The sequence below is a fragment of the Microbacterium sp. Leaf288 genome (assembly GCF_001422925.1).
In the GTDB taxonomy this organism is placed as follows: domain Bacteria; phylum Actinomycetota; class Actinomycetes; order Actinomycetales; family Microbacteriaceae; genus Microbacterium.
Window position 1 is genome coordinate 53,850 of the sequence record NZ_LMNI01000010.1, and the last position, 11,613, is coordinate 65,462.

The following is an 11,613-nucleotide window of genomic DNA, read 5'->3' on the forward strand; positions in this document are numbered from 1 at the left end:
TGTGCAACAGATCGAACAGAACGCCAGCAGATTCAAGCCAGGGCTGGAGTTCTGCCCTTGCCAGCGGCATCCGTTCGTCCTTAGCCTTCATCGCATCCCCGATACATCCGCAAAGGAGCGGTCATGACTTCCACCACCAGCAGGGCGCGGCGCGCAGGCATCGCCGCGTTCGTGGGAACCACCATCGAGTGGTACGACTTCTACGTCTACGCGACGGCCGCTGCGCTCGTGTTCGGGCCTCTCTTCTTCCCGAGCGGCGACCCGCTCGCCGAGACCGCCGCCGCCTTCGCGACGTTCGCCGTGGCCTTCCTCGTGCGCCCGCTCGGCGGCATCATCTTCGGTCACATCGGCGACAAGCTCGGCCGCCGCGTGTCGCTGGTCATCACGCTCCTCCTGATGGGCGTCTCGACGGTGCTGGTCGGCTGCCTCCCCACCTACGAGGCGATCGGCATCGTGGCCCCGATCCTCCTCATCCTGCTGCGTGCGCTGCAGGGCCTCGCGGTCGGCGGCGAGTGGGGCGGCGCCGTGCTCATGAGCGTCGAGCACGCTCCGGCCGGCAAGAAGACGTTCTACGGCGGCTTCACTCAGCTGGGCAACCCCGCCGGCGCGCTGCTGGCGTCGGGAATCTTCGCGATCATGTCGCGCTTCGGCGAGGACTTCATCATGAACGGCGGATGGCGCATCCCGTTCCTGCTGTCCATCGTGCTGGTGGGTGTCGGCTTCTGGGTGCGGTACCGCGTCGAGGAGTCGCCGGTGTTCGAGCAGAAGGTCGAGGGCCGCAAGCAGACCATGCCGCTCGCATTCGCACTGCGCGTCAACTGGAAGCCGATCCTGCTCGGCATCGGCCTGCTGCCGATCTCGACCGGCGGCTACTACCTGGCCACCACCTTCGCGACCTCGTACGCGACCGGCGAGCCGATCAGCATGAGCCCGCAGCTCATCCTCGACGCCATGACCATCGCCTCGTTCATCGAGTTCGTCGTGACGCTGCCGGTCGCGTGGCTCGGTGACAAGTGGGGCCGCAAGAACATCATGTACATCGGCCTGGTGACCTCGGTGCTGACGTTCGTGCCGTTCATGCTGGTGCTCCCCGGCAAGGTCGAGCCCGTCATCTTCCTGCTCGCGTCGCTCGTGCGCATCGCGATGAGCGCCACCTACGCGCCCATCGCCGCGATCCTCGCGCAGATGTTCCGCCCGCAGGCGCGCTACACGTCGATCGCCCTGTCGTACGGCGTCGGAGCGGCGATCTGGGCCGGCTTCTCGCCCTGGTTCGCGACCATGCTCATCGCGTGGACCGGCAGCGTCTGGTCGGTCATCTTCATGTTCATCGGAATGGCCCTGCTCGCCGGCCTCTGCACCTGGCTCGCGCCGCAGCACTCCGACGAGGCGCCCGTGACGGACTCGTTCACGCCGCGCACCGACACCACGGCTGCCCGCACCCTCTGAGCACGGCTCCGTCCGCACTCGAACTCGAACCGAGGACACCATGAGAAAGCTCGCTCCCTTCGACCGCCCCGCGCAGCGGGCCCCGCGCCTGGTGATCGCCGGTGCCATCCACACCGTCGACGCGCAGGGCCGCACCGCCACCGCGATGCTCACCGACCGCGGACGCATCGTCGCGATCGGCACGACAGCGCAGTGCCGGGATGCTGCGGCCGCCCTCCGCCTGGACCCCGAGGTCGTCGACCTCGGCGACGCCGTCGTCGTGCCGGGCTTCGTCGACGCGCACGCCCACCCGCTCATGTACGGCCAGCTCATGACATGGGTGGACTGCGGTCCCGAGAAGGCGGGCAGCATCCCCGAGATCGTGGCGCTGCTGAAGGCCGCGGCGGCCGAGCTCCCCGCGGGTCGACCGGTGCGCGGCTACGGCTACGAGCATCGCAACCTCGCCGAGCAGCGGCATCCGTCCCGATTCGAGCTCGACGAGGTCGCGACCGACCGCGAGGTGTACCTCATGAACGCGTCGGGGCACGGCGGTGTCGTGAATTCGTACACGTTCGAGCTGAACGACGTCGACCGTGACACTCCGAACCCCGAGGGCGGCGAGATCTTCCGCGACGCCGACGGCGAGCTGACCGGCGAGATCTCGGATGCCGCGTGCAACATGCTCACCGGGGTCCACGGGGTGAAGATCGGCCACCACGGCCCGAACTTCCACCTCGCCGACGAGCCGGAGGAGCACCTTCGGCAGCTGGATGTCGCGACCCAGCGCTTCCTCGCCGGGGGAGTCACCACGATCGGCGACGCGCAGGTGTCGCGGCGCGAGTTCGACATGTACCTGCGGCTCGCCGAGGCCGGGCGCCTGGAGCTCAGGGTCTCGATGTACCTGCTGTCGCACCTGCTCGACGACGCGCTCGAGATGGGCCTCGTCGGCCAGTTCGGCAACGCGCACCTGAGCTTCGCCGGCATCAAGCTCTACGCCGACGGCACGCTCGGCGGGTGGACGGCGTACTTCCCCGACGGCTACGTCGGCGACCCATGCCGCACCGGCCAGCTGTACCACGAGCCCGCCGAGTACACCGCGCTCATCCGCAAGGCGCATGCGGCCGGGCTGCAGACCGCGACCCACGCGCAGTCGCCGACGGCGATCGAGATGGTCGTCTCGGCGATCGAGGCGGCGCTGGCCGAGCACCCCGACGACGATGCCCGCCACCGCATCGAGCACTGCGGGCTGCCGACGCCGGAGCAGATCCGGCGCATGGCGGCAGCCGGCATCCGTCCCGTCAACCAGACCCAGCACTACTTCAACTGGGGCGAGGGCGTCGAGCAGGCGATCGGCACGCCGGGGGAGCGGTTCAACCCGCTCGGCGAGTTCGAGGCGGCGGGGGTGCCGTTCACGATCTCGTCCGACGCGCCGGTGGCCGAGCCCATCCCGCTCGAGGCGATCCAGACCGCCGTCACCCGTGTGACGCGCCGTGGCCACAAGCTCGGTCCCGACAGCCTCCGGGTGTCGGCGGATGCGGCGCTGCGCGCCCACACGTACGAGGGCGCGGTCTCGCTCGGCCGCGAAGACGACCTGGGCTCGCTCGAAGCCGGCAAGTACGCCGACTTCGCAGTGCTCGGAGCCGACCCGCTGACGGTCGACGCGACCGAGATCTCCGAGATCCCGGTGCTCGAGACCTGGGTCGGCGGAGAGCGCCGGTACGCGATGGCTCGTGTCGAGGCGCTGACGTGACCGCCGACGCCGCGGCGCGGTATGCCGACACGACCGGCCGCGCGGTGCTCGAGACCGTGCGCAACTACGGGGTGACCGCCGTGTTCGGCATCCCCGGCACGCACAATCTCGAGCTCTACCGCCCGCTCGAAGGCCTCGGCCTGCGCGCGGTGACCAACCGGCACGAGCAGGGCTCGGGCTACGGCGCCGACGGCTGGGCGCAGCAGACCGGGCTGCCCGGCGTCGTCATCACCACCTCGGGGCCGGGCCTGCAGAACGCGATGAGCGCGATCGGCACGGCGTTCTGCGAGTCGCGACCGCTGCTGGTGATCTCACCCGGCGTCGCGCTCGGCGCCGAGTTCCGCGACGTCGGCACCCTCCACGAGACGAAGGACGCGACCGCGATGGTCGGCGCGATCGCGGAGTGGTCGCGCCGCGTGACGAGCGCGACGGATGCCGTCGACGCGGTGCACGACGCGTTCGCGCTGTTCCGCACCGGGCGCCCCCGTCCGGTGCACATCGAGATCCCGCTGGACGTGCTCGAGGCGCCGGCCGACGTGCCGGCGGCGGCACGCGAAGCTCGTCCCGCTCCGGCGCCGGTTCGCGGTGACGCGGGTGCGGTGCGTGATGCCGTGAAGCTGCTGACGGATGCCGCGCGCCTGGTGATCGTCGCCGGCGGCGGCGCCACGCGCGCCGGCCGGGCGATCACGGCGCTCGCCGAGCGGCTCGGCGCCCCGGTGCTCATGACCCTCAACGGCAAGGCCACCGTCGACGAGCACCACCCGCTGTCGCTGGGCTCGAACCTGCGGCTCGAGGCCGCGCGCCGGGTCGCCGAGGACGCGGACGTGCTCCTCGTGCTCGGCTCGAAGCTCGGCGAGGCGGAGCTGTGGGCCCCGCGGCTCGAGGCGCGCGGCGCGGTGATCCGTGTCGACATCTCGGCCGCGCAGCTGCACAAGAACCTCGACGCGTCCGTCGGCATCGTGGGGGACTGCGCCGCCGTGGTGGAGGAGATCCTCGCCGCGCTTCCCGACGCGCCTCGCGCTCCCCGTGACGTGACCGCCGAACGGGAGGCGATCGCCGCCGAGACCGCGGCGATCCTCCCGGAGACCGTCGCGCTCGCCGAGGCGATCGCCGCAGCCCTCCCGCGCGACGCGATCGTCGCCGGCGACTCGTCGCAGATCGTGTACATGGCGCTCGCCAACGTGCTGCGTCAGGCATGCCCGCACTCGCTGCTCTACACGCCGACCTACGCGACGCTCGGCTACGGCCTTCCCGCCGCGATCGGCGCACGGGTCGCCCAGCCCGCCGAGGGCGGCCGGCCCGTCGTCGCCGTGGTCGGCGACGGCGCGCTGATGTTCTGCGTCAACGAGCTCGTGACCGCGGTCGAGCAGCGCCTCGACCTCACCGTCGTGTGCGTCGACAACGGCGGGTACGCCGAGATCAAGCAGAACGAGGTGGATCGCGGCATCCGTCCCGTCGGCGTGGATCTCGTCCAGCCCGACTGGGTCGCCCTCGCGAACGCGTTCGGCGCGACCGGCCGGCGCGCGTCGAGCCCCGATGACATCGCGCCCGCCATCACCGAGGCGATCGCCGCCGGAGGCGTGCAGCTCGTCCACATCCCGCAGGACGCCGGGGCGCAGCATCCGTCGACCGAATCGTCCACCCCGAGAGGTGAGTCATGACCGAACACCACGAGCCCGTCGGACCCGTCGACGCGTCCGTCTACCCTCGCTACGCGGGGATCGCCACCTTCGCGCGTCTGCCGCGCATCGAGGAGGTGCCGCGCGCCGACCTCGCGATCGTCGGAATCCCGTTCGACACCGGCGTCAGCTACCGTCCCGGCGCGCGGTTCGGCCCTTCGCATGTGCGCGAGTCGTCGCGGCTGCTGCGCCCGTACAACCCCGCGCAGGACGTGTCGCCATTCGCGGCCGCGCAGGTCGTCGACGCCGGCGACATCCCGGCGAACCCGTTCGACATCGGCGAGGCCGTCGCCGACATCGAGACCGCGGCCACGGCGCTCGGCGAGCGCGTCGACCGCATCGTCACCGTGGGCGGCGACCACACGATCGCCCTGCCGCTGCTGCGCGCCGTGAACAAGAAGCACGGGCCCGTCGCGGTGCTGCACTTCGACGCGCACCTCGACACGTGGGACACCTACTTCGGCGCCCCCATCACGCACGGCACGCCGTTCCGCCGCGCGAGCGAAGAGGGGCTCATCGACCTCACCGCGAGCTGCCACGTCGGCACGCGCGGACCGCTCTACTCGAAGCAGGATCTCGACGACGACGAGCGCCTCGGCTTCTCCATCGTGTCGAGCGTCGACATCGAGGAGCGCGGCATCGAGACCGCGATCGAGAGTGTGCGCCGCCGCGTGGGCGACCGGCCGCTGTACATCTCGATCGACATCGATGTGCTCGACCCCGCCCACGCACCCGGCACCGGAACCCCCGAGGCCGGCGGCATGACGAGCAGGGAACTGCTCAGGATGCTGCGTGCCCTGAGCGACCTGAACGTCGTGGGCGCGGACGTGGTCGAGGTGTCGCCCGCGTACGACCACGCACAGCTCACCGGGATCGCGGCGAGCCACGTCCTCTACGAGCTCGTCACCCTCATGGCAGCCCAGATCGAGGCCGCGCGGAGCTGAGTCCTAGCGTGCACGATGCCCGGTGACAAGCCCCTCCACAGGGCGTTCTGCCCGCCGCAGGCTGGGAGGACCCCAGAAGGAGGACGGTCATGAGCGACCACGCAGAGCACATGGACACCCCGGAGCAGAACGCCGGCGCCCAGGAGCCGATCGCGGCCACGCGCCGAGAGCAGCGCGAGCGCGAGGCGGCGAACCCCGACGCCGGCACTCGGGCCGACGCCCCGCAGAACGTCGTGCCGGATGCCGGCGCACCCGCGTCACACGACGCGGTGGAGCATGACGCGCCCGTCGAGCACAGCGCGACGACCGATCACGACGTGATCCGCCAGTGGGCGGAGGACCGCCACGCGACACCGGCGACCGTCGAAGGCACGGAACAGGACGGCGGCGTCGGCGAGCTCCGCCTCGACTTCGACTTCGGCAACGACCTCGAAGCCCTCAAGGAGGTCTCGTGGGACGACTGGTTCCGCGCCTTCGACGAGCGCGGATTGGAGTTCGTGTTCCAGGAGAGCACGCGCCCCGACGGGTCGGCCTCGAACGACTTCACCCTCGAGCCGGCGGGTCAGGCGCGCACCTGACGCCTCGTTGCCGGGCTGCGCCCGCGGGTGCGTGAGACTGAACGCATGGGTTTCACGCGCGCCGAACTGCAGACGTACCGCGGGCGCAGCATCCCGGATCTCATGCCCACGCACCCGAAGCTGGTGTTCGTGGGCATCAACCCGGGTCTCTGGACGGCCGCCACAGGTGTTCCGTTCGCGTACCCGGGCAATCGCTTCTACCCGGCCCTCCTCGCCGCGGGCATCATCGAACGGATGCCGCGCATCGGCGACGACGGCATGGCCGAGGAAGATCGGCGCATGCTGCTCGACGCGGGCATCGGCATCTCGAGCATCGTGCGTCGCGCCACCGCGCGTGCGGACGAGCTCTCGCGGACGGAGCTGAGCGAGGGCGCGGAGCGGCTGGCCCGCGATGTCGCCGGGTGGAAGCCGGCGGTGGTCGCGATCCTCGGCCTCACCGCCTACCGGCAGGGCTTCGCGCGGCCTCGGGCGGTGGCGGGCCGGCAACCCCACGAGCTCGGCGGTGGCGCGCTGTGGGTGGTGCCCAACCCGAGCGGCCTGAACGCCCACATGACGGTGGCGACGCTCGCCGACGCTTATGCGGAGCCCGCCCGAGCCGCCGGCGTGATCTCGTGACCCGCACTCGTCGGCTCGTCGCCGCGCTGCTTCTCTTTGCCACGGTCGTCGCCGGGCTGCTCGTGCACGGTGTGCTGCCCGATACGGTGGCGACCGACATCGCCGGCGACGCCCTCTACGCCGTCGCGGCGTACCTGGCGGTGGTGCTCATCGCCCCGCGCCTTCCCGCACTCGCCACGGGCGCGATCGCCGCCGCATGGTGCGTGGCGGTCGAGCTGTTCCAGCTCACCGGTCTCCCGCTCGCCTGGGGCGCGCAGTTCGCCCCCGCGATGCTGGTGCTCGGAACGGTCTTCGACGCCCGCGACCTCCTGGTCTACGTCGCGACGATCATTCTCGCGACCGCGGTCGATGCCGGGATCCGCAGAGTCCGGCGTGCGGCCGAGGCTCCTGGCAGCTGACCCCGCCTCAACAGGTCAACCGGGCCTCTACCGGACCAATTGCCGCGCGCTTCTCCTGTAGAACCCCGGTTGACCTGTGGGAGGAGGCAGCCGGGGTCAGCCGGCGGCGCGGGCGCGGGCCACCACGATCCCGCGCTGCGACGTCGGGAAGCGGTCGAGCATTGCGCGGAGCTCGGTGGCGTCGACGTCGGCGCCGAAAGCCTCGGCACCCGGCTCGAGCATGATCCCGGCCGCGAGGGGGCCTGCGAGCACCGGGTCGAAGCCGAGGTCGTCGACGAGCCGCATCACGACCTCGACATCCGACGTGGAGTCGCCCGCCACTGCGATCGCCTTCCGCCCCGACGACCCGACCGGGCGCCCCTCCTCGTCGAGGTCGCGGTAGCCCATGTGGTTGAACGCCTTCACGACCCGGGACTCGGGCAGGAACCGCTGCACCGTCTCGCTCGTCGTGGTGCGCAGGTCGCCGAAGTCGGCTCGCAGCCCGTCGACCTCCCACCAGTAGTTCATCGCGTCGATCACGAGCTTCCCTCGCAGAGCGTCGGCGGGCAGCGTGTGGTGCTGGGGGAGCGGCAGCGCGAGCACGATCGCATCGGCGTCGCGTGCGACGACGGATGCCTCGACCGCGACCGCGCCGGCAGCCGCGGCCCGGATCGTCCCGGCGATCCGCGCCGGGTCGCCCGACCCGGCGACGAGCACGCGGTAACCGGCGGCGATCGCGAGGCGGGCCAGCACCTGCCCCACCCGCCCGGCGCCGATGATGCCGAGCGTGCGGATGCGGGGCGGCGCGGCAGCATCCGTGATCCCCGTGCGCGTCAGCTCACCCACGCGAATCAGGCTAGCCCGGCTCGTGGGGTCCGCGCCGGCTCGACATCGTGGGCCGCGGCAACGACGGCGCCCTGTGGCACAGCTGGTTCGACAACGGCTGGTCTTGACGCATCCGGGTGTCGGCGTCAGGTTGCGGCATCCGCCCTCGCGACCGACCATGGGGGAATGGGGGATGCCGAGACCGACGGCCCGGCAGCGGTCGAGCCGGATATTGTCGCGCCGCGCAAGCGCCGACTCAACGTCTGGGTGATCGTCGCGCTCGCCGCGGCGCTCCTCGCCGGCGCACTGACTGTCGCCTGGCTTCTGCGTCCGCCCGCCACGGAGGCCGCGCCTACGCCGACCCCGACCGCCACCTCCACACCCACCCCGACTCGCACACCCACACCCACGCCGACCCCGACGCCCACCCCCACGGGGTTCGCCGCGAACACGGCGTCGTACGACGTGTCGACCCTGCCGCAGATCAGCGTCTTCGCCGTCATCCCGGCGTTGCCCGTCGATGACGCCGCGTTCACCGCCCCGCTGCCCGCGCACGCGGTCGCAAAGGGCATCGGCGCCCCGGTGTGGGCCGATCCCACCGCCGAGCCGGTGGCGTACCTCCCGCACGAGTTCCCGTACGACGGCACCTCGGTCCCCGTGGTCGAGGAACAGGAGAACTGGGTCAAGGTCCTGCTCACCGGACGCCAGGCCGTCCCTTCGCAGGGCAACCCGGCCCAGACGGCCGGGTGGATGCGCAAGGCCGACGTCGACCTCGCCCCGACCGACACGAGCGTCGTCGTGAGCATCTCGGGCCGCACGATCGACATCGTCCGCGCGGGCGTGCCCGAGCGCATCGCGTCGGACTTCGCGTGGGGCACCGACCGCACGCCGACCCCGCTCGGGCGCGCGTTCATCATGACGACCCGCGTGGTGCCCGAGTACGCGTACACGCGCGGCCACCCCATCGTGTACCTGTCAGTGCAGTCGCCGACCCTCGACGGCTTCGGGGGAGCGGATGTCGCGGTCACGGCCTTCCACTACCACGACGACCGCTCCGGACCGATTTCGAACGGATGCCTCCGCGTCGACCCGAACGCGATCACGAAGCTCTCCGAGCTCCCGCTCGGCACCCCGGTCATCGTCAACCCGTAACCCGCCCGCCGCGCCGCGGTGACGGGCCCGCTTCACACGAAGGAGCGGGACACGTCGATGATGCGCCGCAGGCACAGCTCGAGCGCCGCGCCGGTCGCGATCTCGGCGCGCGTCCCCGGCCGGGGCGTGCCGAGCGCACGCTGGTAGCCCGCCAGCGCTTCGCCCGCCGCGCGGAGCCGGGCCTGCGCGTCCGCATCGCCGAGCGGCGTCGCCACGAGGTCGGCGGTCCTCCTGATCGCGCCGGCGAGCTCGTCGCGCACCTCCTCTGCGAGCGACGCATCGTCGGCGGCCTGCAGCTCGAGCAGGAGATCGATGAGCTCCTGGGTGAGGAAGGCCGTACGGTCGAGCGCCCTCATGCGGCGCGAGTTCTCCTCGCGTTCGCCCCGGTGGCGGCGGCGACGCGGATTCGCCCGAGCGCTCTCGTCCGCTTCGTCGACCTCCGCGGTGACGGTCTCGCGTGTCTCGGCGAGGGTGCGCAGCGCCGACTCGAACCGGTCGGCGCGAATGCGATCCTCGGCCACGGCGTCCGCCGCGTCGTCCAGCACCCGGGTGACGGTGTCGCGCAGCGCCGAGAGCCGTTCGCCCGCCCTGCGCAGGTAGAGCGGCGGCACGACGATGAGGTTGACCGCGATGCCGACGATCACCCCGAATGCGGTCGTCCCGAGGTACGAGATCGAGAACTCCTCGGGGTCGGTGGCGCCCCCGATGAGGAGCACGAACAGTGCGGCCAGTGGGGCCCAGTCCCCGCCGTCGCCGAGCAGTCGCAGCCCGCCCAGCAGCACGCCGACGCCGATCACCGTGCCCAGCACCACGCCGCCCGGCACGCCGAGACGCAGCGCGACGACGCCCGAGAGCCCCAGCCCGATGCCGACGGCGAGGCCGATCAGCACCTGGAAGCCCACCCTTGCTGAGCGGGCGATCGTCGGGTACATGGTGACGAGCGCGCCGAGCGGCGCGTAGTACGAGTACTGGTCGTCGAGGTAGGGAATGAGCGGCGCGAGGTACCACGCCAGCACGGCCGCGAGCGATGTCTTGATCGCCAGCAGCAGCCTCGGCTGCTGGGCGAGGCGCGCGGTGTACGAGACGGCGCGCCGGAGCCGCGGTGCCTCCTCCGAGCTCATCGGCACCTCCCTCCATCCGCCAGCCACCATAGACCTCGCACGGTGCCGCGCCATCGGCCTTGCGCGACGCGCATATCGCGTGCGTCGCCCTCTTCGCGACCCATGGTGGGATGCTGGAATCCGACCCCGCCCCACCCCGGAGGATCCTCATGCAGCAGCGCGCACTCGGCCGCACCGGACGCTCGGTCTCGGCGATCGGCCTCGGCACCTGGCAGCTCGGCGCCGACTGGGGCGCGGTCACCGAGGAGGACGCGACCGCGGTGCTCGCAGCATCCGTCGACGAAGGCGTCACCCTCTTCGACACCGCCGATGTCTACGGCGACGGGCGGAGCGAGTCGATCATCGGCCGGTTCCTCGCCGCCCGGCCCGGCCACGGCATCACGGTCGCGACGAAGATGGGCCGGCGCCTCGCGCAGGAGCCCGAGAACTACTCGCCCGAGAACTTCCGCGCGTGGACAGACCGCTCCCGCGCGAACCTCGGCGTCGACACGCTCGACCTGGTGCAGCTGCACTGCCCGCCGACCGCGGTCATCGAGGACGACGCCACGTTCGACGCCCTCGACGCGCTCGTCGCCGGCGGTGCGATCGCGGCGTACGGCGTCTCGGTCGAGACGACGGCGCAGGCGCTCGCGGCGATCGCCCGCCCGAACGTGACGAACGTGCAGATCATCTTCAACCCGTTCCGCCTCAAGCCGCTCGACGAGGTGCTCCCGGCCGCCGAGGCCGCCGGCGTCGCGATCTTCGCGCGCGTGCCGCTCGCATCGGGCCTGCTGTCGGGCAGGTACACCGCGACCACGACGTTCGCCTCCGACGATCACCGCACGTACAACCGTCACGGCGAGGCGTTCGACCGTGGCGAGACGTTCTCGGGCGTCGACTTCGAGACGGGTGTCGCGGCAGCGGCCGAGCTTGCCGCCGCCCTGCCTGACGGGGTGTCGCTGCCCGCCGCGACCCTCGCGTGGATCGCGTCGCGGCCGGGCGTCACGAGCGTCATCCCCGGCGCGCGCAACGTGCGGCAGGCCGAGTCCAACGCCGCGGCGGCCGCCCTCCTCGAGGGTGGCTTCGACCTCGCCGCGTTCGACCGGGCCGTGCGCGACGTCTACGACCGTGACCTCCGCGCGGCGATCCACCCGCACTGGTGACCCGC

The 11,613-nt window shown here is 71.8% G+C and carries 11 protein-coding genes; 9 read left to right on the top strand and 2 right to left on the bottom strand.

All coding sequences use genetic code 11. The annotated features are described in order from the left end of the window. The first annotated feature begins 123 nt into the window (after positions 1-123). The 7 genes from ASF40_RS04395 to ASF40_RS04425 all read left to right on the top strand — a co-directional run bounded on the left by ASF40_RS04395 (position 124) and on the right by ASF40_RS04425 (position 7,389). Positions 124-1,446, top strand: coding sequence for an MFS transporter (locus ASF40_RS04395; RefSeq protein ID WP_056367039.1), 1,323 nt, complete (start codon positions 124-126; stop codon positions 1,444-1,446). Between the two features lie 40 nt (positions 1,447-1,486). Next, positions 1,487-3,175 (top strand): amidohydrolase, encoded by a 1,689-nt coding sequence (locus ASF40_RS04400; protein WP_056367040.1) that lies wholly within the window; start codon positions 1,487-1,489, stop codon positions 3,173-3,175. Continuing rightward, entirely contained in the window at positions 3,172-4,836 is a 1,665-nt protein-coding gene (locus tag ASF40_RS04405; RefSeq protein WP_056367041.1) for a thiamine pyrophosphate-binding protein, read from the top strand. Before ASF40_RS04400 ends, ASF40_RS04405 begins: the two co-directional genes overlap by 4 nt. After that, positions 4,833-5,798 carry an agmatinase gene (speB, locus tag ASF40_RS04410; protein WP_056367042.1) on the top strand — a complete coding sequence of 322 codons (966 nt, stop codon included), beginning with the start codon at positions 4,833-4,835 and terminating at the stop codon, positions 5,796-5,798. Before ASF40_RS04405 ends, speB begins: the two co-directional genes overlap by 4 nt. An 89-nt stretch (positions 5,799-5,887) precedes the next feature. Further along, positions 5,888-6,376 carry a hypothetical protein gene (locus tag ASF40_RS21335; RefSeq protein WP_200919431.1) on the top strand — a complete coding sequence of 163 codons (489 nt, stop codon included), beginning with the start codon at positions 5,888-5,890 and terminating at the stop codon, positions 6,374-6,376. Positions 6,377-6,421: 45 nt separating this feature from the next. Continuing rightward, positions 6,422-6,991: a mismatch-specific DNA-glycosylase gene (locus ASF40_RS04420; RefSeq protein ID WP_056367043.1), complete on the top strand. Its 570-nt coding sequence runs from the start codon at positions 6,422-6,424 to the stop codon at positions 6,989-6,991. Beyond that, positions 6,988-7,389: a DUF2809 domain-containing protein gene (locus ASF40_RS04425; protein WP_056367044.1), complete on the top strand. Its 402-nt coding sequence runs from the start codon at positions 6,988-6,990 to the stop codon at positions 7,387-7,389. Before ASF40_RS04420 ends, ASF40_RS04425 begins: the two co-directional genes overlap by 4 nt. Before the next feature lie 96 nt (positions 7,390-7,485). Here the strand turns inward: ASF40_RS04425 and ASF40_RS04430 are convergent, their stop codons facing one another. Continuing rightward, positions 7,486-8,214 carry an NADPH-dependent F420 reductase gene (locus tag ASF40_RS04430; protein ID WP_235560134.1) on the bottom strand — a complete coding sequence of 243 codons (729 nt, stop codon included), beginning with the start codon at positions 8,212-8,214 and terminating at the stop codon, positions 7,486-7,488. 165 nt (positions 8,215-8,379) lie between these two features. Here ASF40_RS04430 and ASF40_RS04435 point away from each other — a divergent pair, with 165 nt between their 5' ends. Beyond that, positions 8,380-9,345, top strand: a complete 966-nt coding sequence (locus tag ASF40_RS04435) for a L,D-transpeptidase (protein ID WP_082496874.1) — start codon at positions 8,380-8,382, stop codon at positions 9,343-9,345. Between the two features lie 32 nt (positions 9,346-9,377). Here the strand turns inward: ASF40_RS04435 and ASF40_RS04440 are convergent, their stop codons facing one another. After that, entirely contained in the window at positions 9,378-10,466 is a 1,089-nt protein-coding gene (locus ASF40_RS04440; RefSeq protein WP_056367045.1) for an FUSC family protein, read from the bottom strand. Between the two features lie 149 nt (positions 10,467-10,615). Here ASF40_RS04440 and ASF40_RS04445 point away from each other — a divergent pair, with 149 nt between their 5' ends. Continuing rightward, a complete protein-coding gene (locus ASF40_RS04445; protein ID WP_056367046.1) occupies positions 10,616-11,608 on the top strand; it encodes an aldo/keto reductase in 993 nt (330 codons plus the stop codon). Positions 11,609-11,613 lie beyond the last annotated feature (5 nt).

Bases quoted from the DNA above. Each gene is read 5' to 3' on its own strand.
- ASF40_RS04445 (WP_056367046.1), top strand. From the start codon at position 10,616: ATGCAGCAGCGCGCACTCGGCCGCACCGGACGCTCGGTCTCGGCGATC.
- speB (WP_056367042.1), top strand. From the start codon at position 4,833: ATGACCGAACACCACGAGCCCGTCGGACCCGTCGACGCGTCCGTCTAC.
- ASF40_RS04395 (WP_056367039.1), top strand. From the start codon at position 124: ATGACTTCCACCACCAGCAGGGCGCGGCGCGCAGGCATCGCCGCGTTC.
- ASF40_RS04435 (WP_082496874.1), top strand. From the start codon at position 8,380: ATGGGGGATGCCGAGACCGACGGCCCGGCAGCGGTCGAGCCGGATATT.
- ASF40_RS04400 (WP_056367040.1), top strand. From the start codon at position 1,487: ATGAGAAAGCTCGCTCCCTTCGACCGCCCCGCGCAGCGGGCCCCGCGC.
- ASF40_RS21335 (WP_200919431.1), top strand. From the start codon at position 5,888: ATGAGCGACCACGCAGAGCACATGGACACCCCGGAGCAGAACGCCGGC.
- ASF40_RS04440 (WP_056367045.1), bottom strand. From the start codon at position 10,466: ATGAGCTCGGAGGAGGCACCGCGGCTCCGGCGCGCCGTCTCGTACACC.
- ASF40_RS04420 (WP_056367043.1), top strand. From the start codon at position 6,422: ATGGGTTTCACGCGCGCCGAACTGCAGACGTACCGCGGGCGCAGCATC.